The organism is Actinoplanes regularis (assembly GCF_900188005.1).
Classification (GTDB): domain Bacteria; phylum Actinomycetota; class Actinomycetes; order Mycobacteriales; family Micromonosporaceae; genus Actinoplanes; species Actinoplanes regularis.
This window is the reverse complement of sequence record NZ_FZNR01000006.1, coordinates 48,123-68,269: the sequence shown is the minus strand read 5'-3', so window position 1 is coordinate 68,269 and position 20,147 is coordinate 48,123. Positions and strand designations below refer to the sequence as shown.

Here is a 20,147-nt window from a genome sequence, read left to right as displayed (position 1 = left end):
GTGGCTGTCCGGCGCACTGTCGCAAGGATCGCGCCACCCGAACGACCGAGAGCGCTCCCGCGGTCGGAAAGGCGACCACTAGAATCACTGGCCCGGCGGTGTGGCGGTTGTACCTTGTCTCAAGCCGGTGACGTGGAGAGGACAGCTGGCGATGAGGGACCACAGCAACCGCTCGGCCGGGCGGCCGACCCTGGAGGAGGTCGCGGCCCGGGCCGGCGTCGGCCGGGGCACCGTCTCCCGGGTGGTGAACGGCTCGGCCCAGGTCAGCCCGAAAGCTCGCAAAGCGGTCCAGGACGCGATCGACGAGATGGGTTACGTGCCCAACCGCGCCGCGCGCGCCCTCGTCACCCAGCGAACCGATTCGATCGCCCTGGTGGTCTTCGAGTCCGGTGAGCGGTTCTTCGCCGAGCCGTTCTTCGGGCGGATCGTCCAATCGGTCTCGTCCGTGCTGGTCGCGCGGAACCTGCAGATGGTCCTGATGATCGCGCAGGCCCCCGAGGAGCGGCACCAGCTGGAGGGTTACCTGACCCGCCAGCACGTCGACGGCGCGCTGCTGCTCTCGGTGCACGGCGACGACCCGCTGCCGGCGGTGCTGGAGGAGCGTGGCGTGCCGACCGTCCGGGCCGGCCGCCCGGCGCAACCGGGGCCGATCAGCTTCGTCGACGCGGACAACCGGGGCGGCGCCCGGGCCGCGGTCGCCTACCTCCACGATCAGGGACGGCGCTGCATCGCCACGATCACCGGCCCGATGGACACGGCTCCCGGGCTCGCGCGCTACCAGGGCTACCGCGACGTCGTCGGGGACGGCCCGGCCGCGGCCGGCGACTTCGGCGAGATCAGCGGCGCGATGGCGATGGAGTGGCTGCTGACCAACTATCCGCAGCTGGACGCGGTCTTCGCGGCCTCGGACATGATGGCCGCCGGGGCGTTGCGGGTGCTGCGCCGCGCCGGCCGGCGGGTGCCGGAGGACGTGGCCGTGGTCGGCTTCGACGACTCGGTCATCGCGCGGCACACCGATCCGCCGCTGACCAGTGTGTATCAGCCGGTGGAGCAGATGGGCCAGGAGATGGTCCGGCTGCTGCTGGCGAAGCTGGACGGTGAGGAGCCGGTGGAGCGGGAGACGGTCCTGCCGACGCGGCTGATCCTGCGGGGTTCCGCCTAGCCCACGGTCAGCACGCCTGCGGCCAGGTTGCCCCGGAGGGTGATCTCGCCGCCCCAGACGATGCCCTGCGCCGACTCCCGGTGCGGGATGGCCTCGGCGGCCAGTCCCTGGACGACCAGTGCCGGGGCGCCGCATTGCGGGGGATACGAGCCCGCGAGCCCGGTGCAGAGGCGGGTGACCTGGTCCGCGGCGATCAGGACGTAGCCCCGCACCCGAACCTGGCCGGTGCCGGCGTCGATCGCCTCCTGCACGGTGAGGACCTCGTCGTGGCCGGGCGATCGGCCGCCCGCGTCCGGCCTCGCGCATCCGGACAGGACGATCAATACACCGATCGCGATCGTGATATTGATTCGGGCAGCGCCCATGAGATCCTCCTGACTCGTCGTCGACCGATGGGACGTCGCGGCGGACTCACCGGTTCCATGCGAAGGGTGCCGGCCTGTTTCGGCCGGCACCCTTCGATCATTCTTTACAGGTTGGCCACCGTGTTGTAGAAATCGCGGGCGTTATTTCCGAAGTACGGTCCGTTCCACTTGTACCGGACTCCGCTGGAGTTCCAGAAGACCCAACTGTTGACGGAGTCGAGCCAGCCGAAGGTGCCGTCGAAGTCGTCCAGCCACGGCCCGCCGCTGGCGCCCTCGGTCATGTTGCAGTTGATCCCGTTGTGTCCGCCGTCGCTGTACGACTGCCCCGTGCAGTACTTGAGGACCTGCCCGTTGAAAGGCGTCCTGGTCGGGTAGCCGAACTGGAACTGGTACTGGGACAGGGGGTAGTTCCACTCGATGCCCTGCCCGCCGACGTAATTGACGATCCGGGTGCCGCCGGCATTGGTGTTCATCACCCCCGCGCCGATGTCCTCGGCCCGGTTCGCGCCGTTGTGCCACGCGGTCCGGGTCCAGAGCTCGCGGGCCGTCCAATACCCGTACGGCGCGCTGCCGTTGTCGTAGCCGGGCACGAAGGTCCATGGCGCGCTGTTGTACCAGGTGCCGGAGCCGTTGGAGACGCAGTGGCCGGCGGTGAAGACGAGGTTCTTGCCGTCGCTGTTGACGGTGCTGCCCGAGCAGACGTAGTTGCCGCCGTCGGCGCCGACGAAGAAGACCTTGCCCGACGTCGCCTTCGGCGGCGAACTCGACGAGCCCGCCCAGGTGGCGGCGGTGGCGCCCGGGTCGGCGAGCCGTGCGACCGGACCCTGCCTCACTGTCGCGTCGGCCGCGCCGTCGACCCGGCCGGTGGGCCCCTGGGGTGCCGCCTGCGCGGACAGTCTCGCGTTGGTGGCCGCATCCACTTCGGGCAGCGGTACGGGCTTCGCGTTGCGCATGCGCTCCGCGGTCCAGTAGCCGGCTGCCGTGCGGGTGGTGGCCGAGGCCACGGAGGTGCCGACGTTACCGCGGGTGGCGGCCGCCGGGCCGGCCTGGGCCGGGGCCGAGAGGGCCGCTCCGGCGAGTGCTCCGGAAAGCGGAACCGCAATCAATAGTGATCTGAGGCGTCGCAGCATGTGTCCCCTTTTCGCAGGAATCGGGCCGGATGCAGTGTTTGGGCTGCATCGCCGTCGGGCACAGGGGGGCCGCTGATCCATTGATCTACGTTTTTACCCCCCGTGCGGCAAAGCGACTATAAGGGGGTGCGACATAGGGAATCCGTGACCTCTGGAATGCTTCAAATTAAGTCAAGGCATCGATGGAGGTCAAGGCCACGATCATTCGAAAAGGTTAACAGCATATTCATCATGGTAAGAGTCAGTGGTGGCCACGGGGCCGGTCACCGCGCTGCCGGCGGGTGTGCATACAATCAGGATCTTCAATCGGGGGGATCATGAGAAAACTGTTCCGTGCCGCCGCGGCCGCCGCGACGGCGATTCTGCTGGTACTCACCGGCCCGGCTCCGGCGAAAGCGGCGAACAACCTGACGTACCGGGTGATGACCTGGAACGTGGCCGGGTGGACCCTGCACCGGGGCTCGGCCACCGATGGGCTCGCGGCCGCGGTCGTCAAAGCCGTCAACGACGCGAACGCGGACTTCTTCGCCCTCAACGAACTCTGCTTCGATCAATTGCACGCGGTGCAGGACGCGCTCCGGGCGCAGGGCTGGCCGCAGGATTCGAGTAACTTCTCCCGTTTCGAGGCCACCAACGACGGCCGCGATGGCAGCTGCAACAGCAAGTCCGGCGGCATCGCCATCTTCAGCCGGACCCCGTTCGGTAACGCCAGCCGCTTCACGCTCCCCGATGACGGCCGGGTGGAACAGCGCAAGCTGATCTGCGCCCCGCCGGCCGATCAGCCGAAGGTGAAGTTCTGTACCACCCACATCACCCACCTGAACACCGGTGAGAACGGTGTCGTCGGCATCAACGGCATCCAGCTGCAGTACGTGCTGGACCGGGTCGAGGAGTTCGAGCGGGACGGCTACACCGTCATCATCGGCGGTGACTTCAACGCCCAGCCGAACTACGGCCGGATGGACCGCTGGTACTCCAGCACGCTCGACCACGCGAACAACGCCGGCAACCGGGGCCACTACCGCGAGCTCGACGACACCGATTTCCACTGCTACGGGTACGGGGAGACGACCTCCCCGGCCGGCAACACCGAAGGGCCGTGCGGGCTCGGCAAGAAGCTCGACCTCATCTTCGTCCGGGAGAACCGCTACACGACGTACGACGCGGACAGCGTCGCCATCTCGAACTCGTGCGGTGGCCCCTGCTCCGACCACCGTCTCGTCCGCGGCACCGTGACGGTGACGACCTCATAGCGGCATCGCCCGCGCCGGCGGTTCGGCTGGGCGTCACGGTCGGCTCGAGGCCGCCGATACGACCGTGCAGACCAGCCGAGCCTGCCGTGGGCCTTGCGTGAGGGTGTCACGGGGGCTGGCTCGAGCCTGGGCGCGGGGCTCCGTCGTCGTACCCGGGAATTTCAGGTGCCGGCTCTGGCGAGATCGTCCAGGCGGCCCTGCAGGACCGCGGCCCGGTCGGCGGTGATGCCGCCCTCGCTGAGCCGTTGCCGGATCTTCTTGCGGAGCAGGTCGACCTGACCGCGAATGTCCGGGTTGTCCTGGATGGACAGCTGGCCCAGAAGATTCCGGAAATCCTGCGCTACGTCCGGACGGAGGTCCCCGGCCCGTTCGCCCTGGTCGATCGCGGTCCGCACGCGTGTCAGGGCGGCGTCGACGGTCAGCGTCACGGTCGGCGAGGCGGTCGTCCTCTTCACGGACGGGGACACGGTCGCCTTCTCCACGGCGGGAGCCGACGGCGGCTGCGCGAAGGCCGTGGCCGAGGGTGCGGCCGAGGGCACCACCGGGGGCTGGGTCAGGTCGTCACCGGACTGCGACACCACGTGGACCAGGGCCAGGAACCCGATAGCCGTCGCGGCCACCGCCGCTCCCACGGCGATCTTGCGGCCGCGGGTGATCGGCCCGGGCGGCTCCACGGCCGGAACCCGGGCGTGCCCGGTCGGCCGGGCCCCGGGCAGCGGCACGGTCGGCGTCCTCTTGTTCTGCGACGGGGCCAGCTCGGTGAGCGCCTTCCAGGCCTCGGCCGCGGACGGCCGGCGCTCCGGGTCGTCGTCCAGGCAGCGGTGGATGAGCTCGGTCAGAGGTCCGGGCAGACCCCGGGGCAGGGTGGTGGGCCCGGCCTGGCGGGCCAGGGCCAGTTCCTCCCAGGTGTCCACGCTGTACGGCGGCTCCCCGTCGACCATCTCGAAGAGCAGCACCCCGAGGCCGTACAGGTCGGTGGCGGGCTCGGCGGGCTTGCCGTCCAGGCGCTCCGGGGCGGCGTACGCCGGCGTCCCGAACGTGGCCCCGGTGTCGTCGTCGTCCGGCTCCCCGGCGGCCGCGCTGATCCCGAAGTCGAGCAGCTTCACGCCGCCCTCGCAGAGCATCACGTTGCCCGGCTTGATGTCCCGGTGCACCACCCCGGCGGCGTGCGCGGCGGCGAGGGCCCCGGCGACCGCGGCACCGACCGCGGCGGCGGCCGGCCATGGGATCGGGCCGTCGCAGAGCCGGGCCGCGACGGTCTCGCCGGCGAGCAGCTCCATCACGACGAACGGGACCACCGAGCCGTCCGGGCGGACGGCCTCCCGGTAGTCGTGCACGGCCGCGATGCCCGGGTGCGAGAGCCGGGCCGCGAGGCGCGCCTCCCGCCAGGCCAGGTGCGCGGCACGGATGTCGCCGGCCGGGAGCTTGACCGCGACCGGGCGGTCGAGCAGGTCGTCGGTGGCCTGCCAGACCTGCGCCATGCCGCCGGTCTCCAGCAACGTGACGAGGCGGTACCGCGAGACCAGAAGGGCACCCGGCGCCGGCCAAACATCGTGCATGCCGGAACATTCGCCCAGCACGGCCCCGCGTGTCAACCGGAGGTCCGAGGGCCGGCTCCACTTCGCCGGGTGGCGGAGCGCCTTTGTGGCCGGTGGAACCAAGATTTTCCGGCGCCGCAGGCTCAGCGGCGCCGGAAAATCTACTGATTTCTCCGTATCAGTGGTGTTTTATCGGGGTGCCCGCTGGACAGTGGATCAGTCGATGGTCCGGGGAAGGGTCTCGGCGGCGGCGCGCAGTGCGGCGGCCGCGACGGCGTACCCGTTGGCGGTGTAGGTCCGGGACAGCGACCCGGGCACGGTGAAGTACGCGACGGCCAGCTTGGCCGGATCGGTCGCGAGCTCACCACGGGCCGGCGTGTCGTTCCCGTCGTCCCAGCCCCACGGCGCGTTCGCCGAGTTGGTGCCGCAGCCGTAGGTGCCGGTGCCACAGCCGCCGGTGGTGTCCCCGGCGAACGTCCCCAGCGCCGCGAACAGGTTCGTGTTGGTGCGCTGCGCCCACATCCCGCCGGAGGCGAAGATGTCGACCAGCTTGTAGCGGACGTCCCGGTCGTTCGTGCCGGACGGGGCCTCGGCGACGGTCGACGGGTAGTAGACGATCCCGTCGCCGTTGATGGTGTACTGCGGGTACGCCTTCAGTCCGTGGCCCTTGGCCTCCTGCGCGGTCACCGGGTGCTGGAACGAGTCGTGCGGCGACGACTGGGTCTGCAGGGTGCCGTCGATCGTCTCGCCTCCGGAGGTCCAGGTGCTGCCGGCCGGCGTGTACGAGTAGAAGTCGCTGTGCGCCACCGTGACCGCCGCGCGCAACTGCCCGTACTCCGAGCCGTCCTTCTCGACGATCTCCAGCAGCCCCTCGCCGTCGTTCTCGTGCTCGGTCTCGAAGAACGGGTGGTCGACCCAGTCGCGCGGGTGGAAGAAGAAGTACGTCAGGTACCAGTGCGTGCCGGTCTCCACCACCGAGTAGTACGCGTACGCGGTGCTCTCCTGTCCGGCGTTGTCCCAGTTGTTCCGCCCGTTCAGATCACCGTCGAAGTCATAGCGGGTGATGTAGTCGGACTTCCCGCCGAGGGCGTGACTGCCGGTCGCGTCCACGTCCTGGTAGTGGATCGGCGCCCAGCGCAGCGCCAGATCGGCGTTGCTCGCCGCGGCCCGCGCCGGGACGGCCCCCACGGCCGCCAGCAGTACTCCGGCGATGATCGCACCGCTCAGTCGCATCGACTTCCCCCTCTGTCAAGAGATTCAGATCAATGAATATAGGGGTGTTCGATGACCATCGGGCGAAGTTCATCGCAAGGCCGGACGCGGAAACCCTAAACGCGTGGATCACCGCGCCGATCGAGCCTCGGACAGGTCGTGGGCCGAGTGATGGCAGGAGGCGGAGATGCTCTGGCGTGACCGAGTGCTCGGCCCGCTGGCTCTGGTGACGGCGGCGGTATGCGGCTTCTACGCCCTCGGTCTGGGCACCGACCGGGAGCGGATCCTGCTCTGCTGGGTCGTCGTGCCCCTCGCCGACCTGTCGTTCTTCGCGCTCGCCCGGCAGGTGTGGCGGACTCCCGGCCTGCCCCGGGCGACCCGCCGGTTCTGGCGGTCGATGGGCGCGGCCGGACTGATCTTCGCGACCGGCGACCTCACCCAACTCGTCTATGAGCTGACCGGCGGGCTGAGGGAGTTCGTCCTGCATCCCATGCAGATCGTCTGCGCGGTCGGGGGCGTACTGCTGGTCTGTGCCGTGGCGCTCTTCCATCCCAACCAGAAGTGGTCGCGGGGCGGCCGGATCCGGGTCGCGCTGGACGCGGCGATGGTGAACACCGGGGCCGGTGTGCTGGTCTGGTGCCTGCTGACCCGGCACAGCGTGGTGGAGGCCGGCCCGGCCGGTTACTACCCCGCGCTGTTCGGCTGTGGCGTGGCGCTCTGCAGCGCCTTCCTGGCCGTGCGGTTCGGTCTGAGCGGCGTCAGCCCGCTCGTCATGCCGGCCGCCGTCCCGATCATCGTCTCCGCCGGCACCCAGGCGCTCGGCAACGCGCTGCTCTCCACCGCCAGCGTCGACGGCGTCGTCGTGCCGGCCCTGTTGGTGATCATCCCGTGCCTGTTCATCGTCGCCGCGCCGCGGATGCAGACGCTGGAGATGCGCGCCGGGCGGGGCGAGCAGGCGCGGCGCGGGACCGGGTCCGGACGGCGTTACAGCTGGCTGCCCTACCTCGGCACGGCGCTCTGCGCCGCGATCCTGGTGGCGGTGCTGCTCGCCGAGGGTCTCGGGCTGACCGCCTGGGGCGCTCTGGTCGGCCTGCTGCTCAACGTGACCCTGGTGGTCGCCCGGCAACTGCTGGCGCTGGCCGAGAACAACACCCTGCTGGACCGGCTCGACGAGAGCCTCGCCGAGATCCGCCACCGGGAGCGCCGGCAGGAGGCGCTGCTCCGGCACGCCTCCGACATCACCGCCATCGTCAGCACCGCCGGCATCGTCGGATACATGAATCCGGCCGTCGAGCGGATCGTCGGCGGCACCGTGGACGAGTACCTGGGCCGGCCCATGCTGGAGCTGATCCATCTGGGGGACGTGCCGCGTGTGGCCGCCGAGATGGCCGAGGTGTACGCCACGCCGGGGACGAAGGCGACCTTCGAGATGCGGGTACGGCACGAGGACGACAGCTGGCGCTGGCTCTCCGTGGTCGCGGTCAACCTGGTCGAGGAGCGCGGCATCGGCGGCGTGGTGATCAACGCCCGGGACATGACCGAGGAGCGGGAGCTGCGCGAACGGCTGCGCTTCCAGGCCGGGCACGACGCGCTCACCGGCCTGGCGAACCGGCGGCTGTTCACCGATCGGATCCGCGCGGCCGGGACCGCCGAGGTCGCGGTGCTGCTGGTGGACCTCAACGGGTTCAAGCAGATCAATGACACGTACGGCCATGCCGCCGGAGACGCGGTGCTGCGCTACGTGGCCCAGCGGCTGCTGGCCGGTTCCGGCCCCGACGACCTGGTGGCCCGCCTCGGCGGGGACGAGTTCGCGGTGCTGGTCGAGGACGGCGCCGACGAGGCGGACCGGATCGCCGGCCGTTTCCACGCGGCCCTGACCGAGCCCGTCGAGGTCGGCGGCCACCGGCTCGTGGTCGGCGCCAGCGTTGGCGTCGCGTCCGGCCCGGCCGAACGGCAGGACAGCCTGCTGCACAACGCCGACCTGCGGATGTACGCCGACAAGCAACGCTCCCGGGAGCTCGCGTGACGACCCGGCCCTGGCGTCATGCCGTGGTCACCGGGACGCTCGTGCTGCTCAGCGCCCTCTGGTTGGTGCTGTGGGCGACGACCGGCCTCGGCCCGATCGCCGTCGGCTACGTGTTCATGCCGCTCGCCACCGGTGTCGCCGCACTCTCCGTGCGTGCCCTGCGCCGCGAGACGTCGCTGACCCCGGTCGGCCTCCGGTTCTGGCGGGCCATCGAGGTCGGCTGCCTGCTGGGGACCATCGGGTTCGCGCTCCTCGCGTGGGCGGCCCTTACCCCGACGCCGGACATGCCGTCCATGCCGACGGCGGGCGCGATGTTCACCTGCGCCGGGCTGCTCGCCGCCATCTGGGCGGTCGCCCGGGTCCCGCTCGGTGTGACCAGCCGCCGCGAACGGGTCCGGCAGTGGCTGGACCGGACCATCGCGTTCCTCGGCTGCTTCGCGGTGCTCTGGCACTTCGGCCTGTTTCCGCTGCTGACCGCGGACGTGCCGTGGAAGCCGACGACTCTGATCATCATGATGCTGTCGTTCGCCTTCGCGGCCGGCGCGATCACCAAGGTCTCCTACATCGTCGGCGGCCCGGTGGATCGGATCGCGGTCCGCATGGTCGCGTCGGTGGGGCTGGCGACGGGCGGGGTGGCGCTGCTGCACGGCAAGTACGGCTACGACGGGATCCTGCCCGGGCAGGCGTTGTGCCTGCCGCTGGTGCCGCTGCTGGTGACCGTCGCGGCCTACCGGCAACGGAACGCGGCCGGGCGCCCGCCGACCCGCCGCGGTAACGTCTGGCTGCCCTATCTCACCGTGCTGGCGGTCGAAGTCCCGCTCGCTGACGTCATCTTCGGCACGCCGGCGGTGCACGGCGGAACCCCGGAGATCCGGCTGGTGGCCGGCGCGGCCGCCACCGTCACCATGCTCGTGTCGTTGCGTCAGTACCTGGTCAACCGGGACAACGCCCGGCTGCTGCGCGAGCGTGAGGCGTCCGAGTCCCGCCTGCGCTACGAGGCCACCCACGACGCCCTGACCGGCCTGGGCAACCGGGTGCTGTTCCGGGAACGCCTGGACACCGTCCTGGCCGCCGGTGCCGCCACCGTGCTCCTGGTCGACCTGGACGACTTCAACACGGTCAACGACTCGCTCGGCCACGACGTCGGCGACGAGCTGCTGATCGCGTTCGCCGGCGTCCTGCGTGCCGCGGCCGGGGCCGACGGCGTGCCGGCCCGGCTGGCCGGCGACGAGTTCGCGGTGCTGGTCACCACGCCGGGCCGGGACGAGGCGGTGGCCGAGCGGATCATGACGGAGATCGCCACACCGATCGGCGCGCACCGGCTGCTGGTGCACGCCAGCGCCGGCATCGCGTCGGCGCCGGCCGGCACCCCGGCCAGCCACCTGCTGCGCGCCGCGGACGCCGCGATGTACACCGCCAAACAGCGTGGCAAGGCCAACTGGGTCCGCTTCGCCGCCGGCATGGAGAAGCCCGCCCAGGCGCACGCCCAGCTCGGCGGAGACCTGCGCCGGGCCCTGAACGCCGGCGAGTTCAAGCTGGTCTACCAGCCGATCGTGGACCTGCGGACCGGCCGGATCACGGGGGTGGAGGCCCTCGCCCGCTGGATCCACCCGGAGCGCGGCATGGTGTCGCCGGCCGACTTCATCCCGGCCGCCGAGCGGAGCGGCCTCATCGTCCCGCTCGGCCGGTGGGTGCTGCGGGAGACGTGCCGGCAGGCCGCCGCCTGGCTCGAGCGGTTCGGGCCGGAGGCGCTGGAGAAGGCCGCCCCGAACGTCTCGATCCGGCAGCTGCACGACCCGGACTTCGTCGCCGACGTACGGGCCGCGCTCGCCGACAGCGGCCTGCCGCCGAACCGGCTGGTCCTGGAGCTGACCGAGTCCGCCGTGCTCCGCGGCCACCAGGTGCTCCGGGTGCTGCACGAACTGCACGAGATGGGCGTGCGGCTGGCGCTGGACGACTTCGGCACGGGCGAGTCGTCGCTCAGCCTGCTGCGCGCGTTCCCGGCCGCGGTCGTCAAGCTGGACAAGTCGTTCGTCGACAACATCGAGCTCGACGAGCCGGACAGCGCGGCGGCCGGGGCCCGGCAGGCCGTGGCCCGCGCGGTGGTCCAGCTCGCCGACGCGCTGGGCCTGGCCACCGTGGCCGAGGGGATCGAGAACCAGGAGCAGGTGGAGCGGCTGCTCAAGCTGGGTTACACCGTCGGCCAGGGCTATCACCTGGGCCGGCCGGTCAGCTCGGAGGAGTTCACCGCCCGGCTGCTGGACCAGCGGCAGCGCGTTCCCCTCGTCGCGTGACCGGTCGGAAAACCGAGTGCGAAATCCCGATAAGGTACCGGCGATGGACATCGCGGACGACGGAACCGGCACGGCGGATTCGCTGGCAGCCTGGCTGGAACGGGTCACCTTCGCCGACCTGACCGAGAACGAGGCCACGGCCCGGATCGTCGACGCGATCGAGCAGTGGGCGACCGAGCGGCAGTGGCGGGTCTACCGCCGGGCGCCCAGCGTCTTTCCGCTGCCGCCGCCGCTGCGCGGAAACTCCGTGCTGGACGTGGCCTGTGCCCGGCCCGGCGGCGTCGCCCCGGTCGCGATCGAGGTGGACCGCCTGGACCGGCAGCGCACGGTCGACAAGCTGCTCGCCGAGGCAGCCGCCGGCCGGGTGGCGATCTGGGTCCGCTGGGGCCCCGGACCGTTCCCGCCCCCGCCGCTGCCGGTGCACATGGTGACCAGGCAGGCGGCGCGCCGCTCCGGGAAGTGGCATACGGTGTCCGAACGGCCCGCCCCGGAGCACTCCGGGACAGGCCCGGTCGTCGCCGAGGCCGAGGAGCTGCCGTGGAATCCGTGACCGAGAGCCCGTCCCGCCTGGCCTGGCGCGTCACCGAGCCGCTGCACGCCCTGGTCTACCTGGTGCCGGAGGCGTCGGAGGTCTACGCCCGGGCCGGGCTGGACCCGATGGCCGGCTATTTCGCCGCCCGGGGCGCCGCGTTCGGCGAGGCCGGTCCGGGGCTGGTCGCGGCCACCTTCTACAACTTCAACCCCGCGGTGATCGCCCGGGCACTGCCGGCGGCCTGGTCGACGGTGAACCCGGCGCAGATGATCGCGGCCCGGCTGGAGATCGCCGACCGGGCACTGACCCGCGGGCTGGGCGCGGACACGCTGGCCGGCCCGGAGGTGGCCGAGGCGGCCGGGCTGGCCCGCACGGCGGCGCTGCACGCGGCCGAGATCCCGAGCGGGCGGCCGCTGTTCGCCGCGCACGCGGAGCTGCCCTGGCCGCAGGCTCCGCACCTGGTGCTCTTCCACGCACAGACGCTGTTGCGCGAGTTCCGTGGCGACGGGCATGTCGCGGCGCTGATGGCCGCCGGGATCAGCGGCCTGGAGGCGATCATCCTGCACGTCGCGGCCGGCGCCGACAGCAGGTTCCTGCGGGCCACCCGGGGCTGGAGCCCCGACCGGTGGGCGGCCGCCGCCGAGGGGCTGCGCGAGCGGGGGTTGCTCGCCGGCGACGAGCTCTCCGGCGAGGGCCGCCGCCTGCGGGCGGAGCTGGAGGCGACCACCGATCGGCTGGCCGACCCGGCGTACGAGACGCTCGGCGAGCGGGGCTGCCTGCGGCTGGCCGAGCTGACCCGCCCGCTGAGCCGGACGATCGTGAAGGCGGGCCTGCTGGATACGGCTGGGTTGAGCAAGGCCGCGAGTGAGAGACCGCATTCCGGCTGATGGCCGAACCACTTGTCGCAGAGTGATCAGTGGGTCACTCTTGGTTGTGTGATTGGACAGCAGCAGCCAGTAGCGTGGTGGGATCAGTTCCAACAGGCATCCGAGAAGTTCGACCTCGCCATAATCACCGAGAGCTTGGGCTCCGAGATCTCTCGCAAGATCTCGGCGCCGCTGCTGCGACGAGAGGTCGAGGCCGCGCTGGAGTTGCGGGTCCGGCACCTGAACAAGCCTCAGGCCAAGGAGCTGGCTGAGCGGTCGGCCAGTTCTGTGGAACGGCTCGTCGCCACGGTGGCGCGGATCGAGAAGACCTCCGGCGAGGATGTCGTGCTGCACGAGGAGCGCGCTGCGATTCTTCTGTTGGAGGGCAAGCCCGGCGAAGCGGCTCACGAGGCCCAGGAGTTCCTGAAGGTGGAGCCGATGCTGCAATGCTTCATGAGCGCGCTGCGGCTGGAGAAATTCGACAGCAACCTCGCGGTGAAGCTCCTGATCGCCGGGCAGGAGCCGGCGAAGGCCCTGCGCTCGGGCCAGGTGGTCGGCCAGTACGCGTGGTGGCCAAGCTGGCTGCTGAAGGTCGTCACCGAGCGGGCGATGGCCGACGCTCTCGACGAGGCGACGGCCAACGCGCTGGGCCAGCTCGCGTACGCGGAACTCAGCCCGGCCCAGGCAGGGTTCGCGCGCCGCTTGCTGGCGGGTGAGGCGGCCCTGATCGAGGCGTCCGCGTTGCGCCTGGAGGCCTACGGTGATCCGGGTGCGGCGGAGAAGCTTCGCGAGGGCGACCTGATCACGATCGCCCTCGCGGCTCGCATCATCCCGGTCTAGCCGTCAGGCACCGCCCTCGGTGAGGGTCACCGTGGCGGGCTGGAAGCCGGCGCCGTTGACGTCGACGCCCGCGGCCTTGGCCCGGTCGATCGCCTGGTTGATGTAGTCGTTGGTGTAGGCCAGGCCCTCCGGCGCCTTCTTCAGCACCGTGTCGCCGGTCTGGTTCCTGGTGGTCTGCGAGATCTCCACGGTCTGCTGCCAGGCCGCCCCGTCGACCACGCCGATCCCGCCGGCCGCCGGCCAGATCAGCTTGTTGACCTCGTTCATCTGCCACAGCTGGTGACTCTTACCGAGCTTGGAGCCCTTGGCGACGACCAGGTCACGGCACTTCTCCGCGTTGTCCCGGCAGAACGCCCAGCCCTGGATCGTGGCGGTCAGGAACTTCACGGTCTGCTGCTGGTACGCCGGATCACCGAGCTTCGCGGTGTTCGCCCAGACCGCGTCCTGCAGCATCGACGAGCCCTGGGTCTTCCAATCGATGATCGAGAAGTCGTCGGCGGTGTACAGCTTGCCGGTGGCCGGGTTCTTCGCCTCCAGGAGCTGGGCGTACTCGTTGTAGCTCATCGCCTGGGCGGCGTCGATCTCCTTCTTCAGCAGCGCCTGCATGTCGAACTGCTGCTGCACCAGGGTGACATCCTTGCCCGGGTTCAGCCCGGCCTTGGTCATGCCGGCGAACAGCTCGAACTCGTTGCCGAAGCCCCAGTTGCCGACCTTCTTGCCCTTCAGGTCCGCGGCGGTGCTGATGCCGCTCGTCTTCCAGGCGACCTGATAGGTGCCGGAGCGGGCGAAGATCTGCCCGACGTCGGTGATCCCGGCGCCCTGCTCCCGGGACGCGAGCGCCTTGGGCACCCAGGCCACCGCGTAGTCGGCCTTGCCCTGGGCGAGCACGGTCTGCGGGACGATGTCGACCCCGCCCTCCAGCAGGGTCACGTCCAGGCCCTGCGCCCGGTAGAAGCCCTGGTCGACAGCGGCGATGTAGCCGGCGAACTGGGCCTGGTAGAACCACTGGAGCTGCAGTTTGACCGGCAGGAGCGCGCCGCTGGGGGCGGTGGCGGTGGGGGTGTCCGCGGTGCCGCATGCGGTGAGCACAAGAACGGAAGCGGCGGCTACAGCGGCGATTATCCGGTTACGTGGCACAACATCCTCCTCGAAACGGTGCGGGGGAATCAGGCGATCAGCCGCTCACGCCACGGCATCGCCAGACGCTCCACCAGGAGCGTCACCAGGTAGAAGGCGAGCCCCAGGAGACAGGCGCCGACAACGAAGGCCCAGGCTCTCGGGTACGCGGTGAAGGCCGCCGCCGAGGTGATCCGCGACCCGAGCCCGTCCTGCAGCCCGCCGAAGTACTCGGCGACGACCGCCGCGATGACGGCCAGCGACGAGGCCTGCCGCAGCCCGGTGAACAGGTGCGGGAGGGCGCCGGGCAGGCGCACCTTGACCGCGAACGTCCAGCCGCTCGCCGCGTAGGTGCGCATCAGCTCCTGGTGCACCGGATCCACCTCGCGCAGGCCGCGCAGTGTGTTCAGGAAGACCGGGAAGAACACCACGATGCCGGTGACCAGGCGACGCGGGACGCTGCTGGTCGACTCGAACATGTTGTTCAGGATCGGGGCGAGCGCGATGATCGGCAGCGCGTTGAACACCGCCGCGAACGGCACCGAGATCTCGCCCAGGGCCCGGAACCGGCCGGCGGCCAGTGCCGCGAGGATCGCGACCAGGGCGCCGCCGATCAGGCCGATCAGCGCGTTCCGGCCGCTGGCCAGGGCCGCGTCCCAGACGTTGCCGCGCTGCTCGACCAGCTCCGTCCAGATCGCCGACGGGGCCGGGAGGATGAACGGGGCGACCCGGCCGAGCTTGACGAAGAGCTCCCACCCGGCCAGGGCCAGGACGCCGAAGAGGAGCGGGGGCAGGGCGCGTCCGATCGTACGCGTCAATTGGTCGCCTCCGATGCCAGCGGCGCGCCGCGCAGCGCCCGGCGGACCTCGGTGATCCGGTCGAAGAACGCCGGGGACTGGCGTGCGGCCTCGTCCCGCGACGGCAGCCCGACCTCGATGGCGGCGGTGATCCGGCCGGGCCGGGCGGACATCACCACCACCCGGTCGGAGAGGAAGACGGCCTCCGAGATCGAGTGGGTGACGAAGACGGTGCTGGTGCCGGTCTTCGCGCAGATCGACAGCAGCTCGGACTGCAGGCGTTCCCGGGTCATCTCGTCGAGCGCGCCGAACGGCTCGTCCATCAGCAGCAGCGGCGGCTGCACCGCGAGGGCCCGGGCGATCGCGACCCGCTGCTGCATGCCGCCGGAGAGCTGGCCGGGGTAGTGGCCGGCGAACTCGGCGAGGCCGACCAGGGCCAGCATCTCCTCGGCGCGGGCCCTGCGTTCGGCCCTGCCGATCCCGCGCAGTTCGAGGGGAAGCTCCACGTTCCTGCGGACGGTCCGCCATTCGAAGAGGCCGGCCTGCTGGAAGGCGAGGCCGTAGGCCTGCTCGCGGCGCGCCTGCCCGGCCGGTTTGCCGGCCACCGTCACCGTGCCGGTGGTCGCCGGGATGAGGTCGGCGATCAGCCGCAGCAGTGTGCTCTTCCCGCAGCCGGACGGCCCGATCAGCGAGACGAACTCGCCGACGCCCACCGTGAGGTCCACATCGGAGAGAGCGAGTACCTCGTCAGCGCGCCCCTGGTTGAAGACTTTGACGACACTTTTGATCTCCACGGCGCTCATAGCGTGGCCACCTCCACATGGCGGCGATGGCGCATCAGCGGCATCTCCAGCAGACTCACCGCGCCCGCGACGAGCAGGCCGAGCAGCGCCGCCCCGAGCATCGCCGTGTAGACCTTGGCGGGATCCGAGGTGGCCTCCCGTGAGTACTCGATGATCAGGCGGCCGATCCCGCCCCGGGTGCCGGTCGAGATCTCGCCGACCACCGCGCCGACCACCGCCGCCGCGCCGGCCAGCCGCAGCGCCGGGAACAGGTAGGGCAGCGACGCCGGGAACCGGAGCTTCACCAGGGTGCGCCACCACCCGGCGGCATAACTGCGCAGCAGCTCCACCCCGGCGGCGGGCGGGGACTGCAGACCCCGCAGCATGCCCACCGCGATCGGGAAGAAGGCCAGGTACGCCGCGATCACCGCGACCGTCGCCCAGGGCGGCATGATGCTGCCGCCCCAGCCGGCCACCAGCGGCGCGAGCGCCACCAGCGGCACGGTCTGGGAGAGCACGACGTACGGCAGCAGCCCGCGCTCGACGATCCGGAACCGCTGCATCGCCACCGCCAGCAGCAGCCCGACCAGGGCGCCGGCGGCGAACCCGGCCGCGGTGATGCCGAGCGTGAACAGGCACGCCCGCAGCACCACCAGCCACACCGGGTCACCGCCGGCCAGTTCGGGCCGGCCCAGCCGCCGCAGGACGGTCAGCAGGTGCGGCATGGAGAGGTCGTCGGCGCGCGGCAGGATCCGCACGCCGAACAGCACCGTTCCGTCCGGGCTGCCGACCGCCTTGTAGCCCTCCCAGAGCACCGCGAAGGTCAGGAGGCCGGCCAGGACCGCGAGCACCCTCCTCATCCGCTGAACGCCGGGATGATCTGCTCGCCGTACGCGGCGAGGGTCTCCTGCTTCGCGTCGTGCTGGAGGTAGACGGCGAACTGGTCGACCCCCAGCTCCTTCAGCTCCTGCAACCGCTTGACGTGGTTCTCCACCGGCCCGAGCACGCAGAACCGGTCGACGATCTCGTCGGGCACGAACGTGGTGTGGACGTTGCCGGCCCGACCGTGCTCCGCGTAGTCGTAGCTCTGCCGCGCCTTGATGTAGTCGGTCAGCGCGCGCGGCACCGCGCCGCCCTCGCCGTACCGGGCCACGATGTCCGCCACGTGGTTGCCGACCATCCCGCCGAACCAGCGGGTCTGGTCCCGCTGGTGGGCCAGGTCGCCGCCGACGTAGGCGGGTGCCGCCACGCAGAACTTGATGGTGTCCGGGTCCCTCTTGTGAAGAACGGCGGCCTTCCTTACCGCGCCGATCATCCACTCCGCGATGTCCGGGTCGGCCAGCTGCAGGATGTAGCCGTCGCCGACCTCCCCGGTCAGGGCGAGAGCCTTGGGACCGTACGCGGCGACCCACACCTCCAGGCGGCTCTCCGAGGCCCAGGCCAGCTGGATCTCGTTGCCCCGGACGGCCACCTTCTCGCCGTTGCCCAGCCCCTTGATCACCTGCACGCTCTCGCGCAGCTGCCCGAGGGTCTGCGGGGTGAGCCCGAGGACCCGCAGCGCCGAGTCGCCCCGGCCGATGCCGCAGACGGTGCGATTGCCGTACATCTCGTTGAGGGTGGCGAAGGTCGACGCGGTGACCGTCCAGTCCCGGGTGCCCGGGTTGGTCACCATCGGCCCGACCATGATCCGCTCGGTCGCGCCGAGGATCGCCGAGTAGACCACGTACGGCTCCTGCCAGAGCACGTGCGAGTCGAAGGTCCAGAAATGACTGAAGCCGGCCGCCTCGGCCTTCTTCGCCCACTCGACGATCTCGAGCGCCGGTGGGTCGTTCTGCAGTACCACTCCGATGTCCATACGAGTCCCCTCAGAGCAGGTAGTCGGAGAGGCCGCGCTTGACGTACCGGCCGCGCCCGGCCCGCCCGGTGTACTCGCCGCCGGCGACGATCACCTCGCCGCGCGAGATGACCGTGTCGACCCGGCCGTCGATCTCCCAGCCCTCCCAGGCCGAGTGGTCCATGTTCATGTGGTGCGTCTCGACGCTGATCCGGGTGCGTCCGTTCGGGTCGTAGAGCACGATGTCGGCGTCCGAGCCCGGCTGGATCACGCCCTTCCTCGGGTAGAGGCCGAACATCCGGGCCGGGGTGGTCGCGATCGTCTCCACCCAGCGGGCCAGCGACAGCTTGCCGTCGACGACGCCCTGGTAGAGCAGGTCCACCCGGTGCTCGACGCCGCCGATACCGTTCGGAATCTTGGAGAAGTCGCCGAGGCCCAGCTCCTTCTGGTCCTTGAAACAGAACGGGCAGTGGTCGGTCGAGACCACCGACAGGTCGTTGGTCCGCAGGCCCTGCCACAGGTCGGCGCGGTGACTCTCGTGCTTGCTGCGCAGCGGCGTCGAGCAGACCCACTTGGCGCCCTCGAAGCCGGGCGCGCCGAGCTGGTCCTCCAGGGTCAGGTAGAGGTACTGCGGGCAGGTCTCGGCGAACACGTTGCGGCCCAGGTCGCGGGCGGCCCTGACCTGTTCCAGGGCCTTCGACGCGGACAGGTGCACGATGTAGAGCGGGCAGTCGGCGGCGACCGCGGCCAGCCAGATCGCCCGGCTGGTCGCCTCCGCCTCGAGCTCCTGCGGGCGGGTGATGCCGTGGTGGATCGGGTCCGTCTCGCCGCGTTCCAGGGCCTGCTTGACCAGTACGTCGATGGCCGGCCCGTTCTCCGCGTGCATCATGATCATGGCGCCGTTGTCTCGCGCCTTCTGCATCGCGCGCAGGATCTGCCCGTCGTCCGAGTAGAAGACGCCGGGGTACGCCATGAACAGCTTGAAGCTGGTGATCCCCTCGTTGTTGACCAGGTGATCCATCGCCTTGAGCGACTCGTCGTCCACCCCGCCGAGGATCTGGTGGAACGCGTAGTCGATGTGGCAGTTGCCGTCCGCCTTGCCGTGCCAGGCGGCCAGCCCGTCCTGCACCACCTCGCCGGTGCGCTGCACCGCGAAGTCGATGATCGTGGTGGTGCCGCCGATCGCCGCGGCCCTGGTGCCGGTGTCGAACGTGTCACTGGCGTGTGTGCCGCCGAACGGCAGCTCCATGTGGGTGTGCGCGTCGACCGCGCCCGGGATCACGTACTTCCCGGTCGCGTCGATGATCTCGGGACCTTCCGGCGCGGTGCCGGGGGCGAAGAGCGCCACGATGGTCTCGCCGTCGATCAGCACGTCCGCGGGCACGGCGCCGGTCGGCCCGACGACAGTCCCACCCTTGAGCAAAGTGGTCATGGCTGCACCAGCCCGTGGTAGCTGTCCGGGCGGCGGTCGCGGAAGAACTGCCAGCGGTCCCGGACCGTCTTGAGCAGGCTCAGGTCCAGGTCACGCACGATCAGCTCGGGGTGGTGGGTGTCGCCGACCTCGCCGACGAACCTGCCCTCCGGATCGACGAAGTACGACTGCCCGTAGAAGTCGTTGTCGCCCAACTCCTCGACGCCGACCCGGTTGATCGCGCCGATGAAGTACTCGTTCGCCACCGCGCTGGCCGGCTGCTCCAGCTGCCAGAGGTACGACGACAGGCCGCGACTGGTGGCCGACGGGTTGAAGACGATCTGCGCGCCGTTGAGGCCGAGCGCCCGCCAGCCCTCCGGGAAGTGCCGGTCGTAGCAGATGTAGACGCCGACCCGGCCGACAGCGGTGTCGAACACCGGGTAGCCGAGGTTGCCCGGCCGGAAGTAGAACTTCTCCCAGAAGCCCTTGACCTGCGGAATGTGGTTCTTCCGGTACTTGCCGAGGTAGGTGCCGTCGGCGTCCAGCACGGCGGCGGTGTTGTAGAGCACGCCCTCCTGCTCCTGCTCGTACATCGGCAGGACCATCACCATCCCCAGCTCGGCGGCGAGCGCCTGGAAGCGCTCGGTCGTCGGGCCGGGAATCGACTCGGCGTACTCGTAGAACTGGGCGTCCTGCACCTGGCAGAAGTAGGGCCCGTAGAAGAGCTCCTGGAAGCAGATCACCTTCGCGCCCTGAGCGGCGGCGTCACGGGCGTAATCCTCGTGCGCTTTGATCATCGATTCCTTGTCGCCCGTCCAATTGGTCTGGACGAGGGCGGCACGGACGACTCCGGTCGTCATCGCGGCCCCTCTCTCTTGATCTTCAGCACGCGCAGTGCGCCGGAGAGGCGCCTGTGATCGTGTGTCTACTCCTCGCAGTATCCCCAGCGCTAGGGCTTGCTTAGCAGCGTCTGATGCCGTAGGACCTTA

General features: G+C 70.6%; 18 protein-coding genes. 7 read left to right on the top strand and 11 right to left on the bottom strand.

Annotated elements, in window-relative coordinates:
• Positions 1-151 precede the first annotated feature (151 nt).
• Positions 152-1,162 carry a LacI family DNA-binding transcriptional regulator gene (locus CHC09_RS17935; RefSeq protein ID WP_089294276.1) on the top strand — a complete coding sequence of 337 codons (1,011 nt, stop codon included), beginning with the start codon at positions 152-154 and terminating at the stop codon, positions 1,160-1,162.
• On the opposite strand, the gene CHC09_RS17930 is transcribed toward CHC09_RS17935, so the two are convergent.
• Both CHC09_RS17930 and CHC09_RS17925 read right to left on the bottom strand, forming a co-directional pair.
• Positions 1,159-1,527 (bottom strand): hypothetical protein, encoded by a 369-nt coding sequence (locus CHC09_RS17930; RefSeq protein WP_089294275.1) that lies wholly within the window; start codon positions 1,525-1,527, stop codon positions 1,159-1,161. The two genes, CHC09_RS17935 and CHC09_RS17930, sit on opposite strands and share 4 nt — an antisense overlap.
• Before the next feature lie 104 nt (positions 1,528-1,631).
• Positions 1,632-2,657: a trypsin-like serine peptidase gene (locus tag CHC09_RS17925; RefSeq protein ID WP_143232401.1), complete on the bottom strand. Its 1,026-nt coding sequence runs from the start codon at positions 2,655-2,657 to the stop codon at positions 1,632-1,634.
• 317 nt (positions 2,658-2,974) lie between these two features.
• Here CHC09_RS17925 and CHC09_RS17920 point away from each other — a divergent pair, with 317 nt between their 5' ends.
• Positions 2,975-3,910, top strand: coding sequence for an endonuclease/exonuclease/phosphatase family protein (locus tag CHC09_RS17920; protein ID WP_089294273.1), 936 nt, complete (start codon positions 2,975-2,977; stop codon positions 3,908-3,910).
• Between the two features lie 161 nt (positions 3,911-4,071).
• Here CHC09_RS17920 and CHC09_RS17915 read toward each other — a convergent pair whose 3' ends face one another.
• Both CHC09_RS17915 and CHC09_RS17910 read right to left on the bottom strand, forming a co-directional pair.
• A complete protein-coding gene (locus tag CHC09_RS17915) occupies positions 4,072-5,469 on the bottom strand; it encodes a serine/threonine-protein kinase (protein ID WP_089294272.1) in 1,398 nt (465 codons plus the stop codon).
• Between the two features lie 195 nt (positions 5,470-5,664).
• Positions 5,665-6,681 (bottom strand): hypothetical protein, encoded by a 1,017-nt coding sequence (locus tag CHC09_RS17910; protein WP_089294271.1) that lies wholly within the window; start codon positions 6,679-6,681, stop codon positions 5,665-5,667.
• Positions 6,682-6,847: 166 nt separating this feature from the next.
• On the opposite strand from CHC09_RS17910, the gene CHC09_RS17905 reads away from it, so the two are divergent.
• The 5 genes from CHC09_RS17905 (at position 6,848) to CHC09_RS17885 (ending at position 13,218) form a co-directional block, all read left to right on the top strand.
• Complete coding sequence (locus CHC09_RS17905) at positions 6,848-8,686, top strand: sensor domain-containing diguanylate cyclase (protein WP_089294270.1); 1,839 nt, start codon at positions 6,848-6,850, stop codon at positions 8,684-8,686.
• Positions 8,683-10,980, top strand: coding sequence for a putative bifunctional diguanylate cyclase/phosphodiesterase (locus tag CHC09_RS17900; protein ID WP_089294269.1), 2,298 nt, complete (start codon positions 8,683-8,685; stop codon positions 10,978-10,980). Before CHC09_RS17905 ends, CHC09_RS17900 begins: the two co-directional genes overlap by 4 nt.
• A 43-nt stretch (positions 10,981-11,023) precedes the next feature.
• A complete protein-coding gene (locus CHC09_RS17895; RefSeq protein ID WP_089294268.1) occupies positions 11,024-11,530 on the top strand; it encodes a hypothetical protein in 507 nt (168 codons plus the stop codon).
• The gene (locus CHC09_RS17890) at positions 11,518-12,399 is read left to right on the top strand and encodes an SCO6745 family protein (protein WP_203833174.1); all 882 of its coding nucleotides are present in this window, start codon (positions 11,518-11,520) and stop codon (positions 12,397-12,399) included. The genes CHC09_RS17895 and CHC09_RS17890 overlap by 13 nt, the downstream gene beginning before the upstream one ends.
• A gap of 135 nt (positions 12,400-12,534) precedes the next feature.
• Entirely contained in the window at positions 12,535-13,218 is a 684-nt protein-coding gene (locus tag CHC09_RS17885; RefSeq protein WP_239138447.1) for a hypothetical protein, read from the top strand.
• 3 nt (positions 13,219-13,221) lie between these two features.
• Here the strand turns inward: CHC09_RS17885 and CHC09_RS17880 are convergent, their stop codons facing one another.
• Genes CHC09_RS17880 through CHC09_RS17850 form a run of 7 tightly spaced genes read right to left on the bottom strand, consistent with a single transcriptional unit; the run spans position 13,222 to position 20,018 of the window.
• Positions 13,222-14,355, bottom strand: coding sequence for an ABC transporter substrate-binding protein (locus CHC09_RS17880; RefSeq protein ID WP_089294265.1), 1,134 nt, complete (start codon positions 14,353-14,355; stop codon positions 13,222-13,224).
• 29 nt (positions 14,356-14,384) lie between these two features.
• Complete coding sequence (locus CHC09_RS17875; RefSeq protein WP_239138448.1) at positions 14,385-15,152, bottom strand: ABC transporter permease; 768 nt, start codon at positions 15,150-15,152, stop codon at positions 14,385-14,387.
• Complete coding sequence (locus tag CHC09_RS17870) at positions 15,149-15,934, bottom strand: ABC transporter ATP-binding protein (protein ID WP_089294264.1); 786 nt, start codon at positions 15,932-15,934, stop codon at positions 15,149-15,151. The genes CHC09_RS17875 and CHC09_RS17870 overlap by 4 nt, the downstream gene beginning before the upstream one ends.
• On the bottom strand, positions 15,931-16,773 hold the full coding sequence (locus tag CHC09_RS17865; RefSeq protein ID WP_089294263.1) for an ABC transporter permease: 843 nt from the start codon (positions 16,771-16,773) through the stop codon (positions 15,931-15,933). The genes CHC09_RS17870 and CHC09_RS17865 overlap by 4 nt, the downstream gene beginning before the upstream one ends.
• On the bottom strand, positions 16,770-17,768 hold the full coding sequence (locus CHC09_RS17860) for a TIGR03842 family LLM class F420-dependent oxidoreductase (RefSeq protein ID WP_089294262.1): 999 nt from the start codon (positions 17,766-17,768) through the stop codon (positions 16,770-16,772). The genes CHC09_RS17865 and CHC09_RS17860 overlap by 4 nt, the downstream gene beginning before the upstream one ends.
• Positions 17,769-17,778: 10 nt before the next feature.
• Positions 17,779-19,179, bottom strand: coding sequence for a dihydropyrimidinase (hydA, locus tag CHC09_RS17855; protein ID WP_089294261.1), 1,401 nt, complete (start codon positions 19,177-19,179; stop codon positions 17,779-17,781).
• A complete protein-coding gene (locus tag CHC09_RS17850) occupies positions 19,176-20,018 on the bottom strand; it encodes a nitrilase-related carbon-nitrogen hydrolase (protein WP_089294260.1) in 843 nt (280 codons plus the stop codon). Before CHC09_RS17850 ends, hydA begins: the two co-directional genes overlap by 4 nt.
• Positions 20,019-20,147: the final 129 nt, after the last annotated feature.

Coding starts and splice junctions, on each gene's coding strand:
- CHC09_RS17920 (WP_089294273.1), top strand. CDS start 2,975: ATGAGAAAACTGTTCCGTGCCGCCGCGGCCGCCGCGACGGCGATTCTG.
- hydA (WP_089294261.1), bottom strand. CDS start 19,179: ATGACCACTTTGCTCAAGGGTGGGACTGTCGTCGGGCCGACCGGCGCC.
- CHC09_RS17930 (WP_089294275.1), bottom strand. CDS start 1,527: ATGGGCGCTGCCCGAATCAATATCACGATCGCGATCGGTGTATTGATC.
- CHC09_RS17910 (WP_089294271.1), bottom strand. CDS start 6,681: ATGCGACTGAGCGGTGCGATCATCGCCGGAGTACTGCTGGCGGCCGTG.
- CHC09_RS17925 (WP_143232401.1), bottom strand. CDS start 2,657: ATGCTGCGACGCCTCAGATCACTATTGATTGCGGTTCCGCTTTCCGGA.
- CHC09_RS17870 (WP_089294264.1), bottom strand. CDS start 15,934: ATGAGCGCCGTGGAGATCAAAAGTGTCGTCAAAGTCTTCAACCAGGGG.
- CHC09_RS17915 (WP_089294272.1), bottom strand. CDS start 5,469: ATGCACGATGTTTGGCCGGCGCCGGGTGCCCTTCTGGTCTCGCGGTAC.
- CHC09_RS17860 (WP_089294262.1), bottom strand. CDS start 17,768: ATGGACATCGGAGTGGTACTGCAGAACGACCCACCGGCGCTCGAGATC.
- CHC09_RS17895 (WP_089294268.1), top strand. CDS start 11,024: ATGGACATCGCGGACGACGGAACCGGCACGGCGGATTCGCTGGCAGCC.
- CHC09_RS17865 (WP_089294263.1), bottom strand. CDS start 16,773: ATGAGGAGGGTGCTCGCGGTCCTGGCCGGCCTCCTGACCTTCGCGGTG.
- CHC09_RS17905 (WP_089294270.1), top strand. CDS start 6,848: ATGCTCTGGCGTGACCGAGTGCTCGGCCCGCTGGCTCTGGTGACGGCG.
- CHC09_RS17850 (WP_089294260.1), bottom strand. CDS start 20,018: ATGACGACCGGAGTCGTCCGTGCCGCCCTCGTCCAGACCAATTGGACG.
- CHC09_RS17935 (WP_089294276.1), top strand. CDS start 152: ATGAGGGACCACAGCAACCGCTCGGCCGGGCGGCCGACCCTGGAGGAG.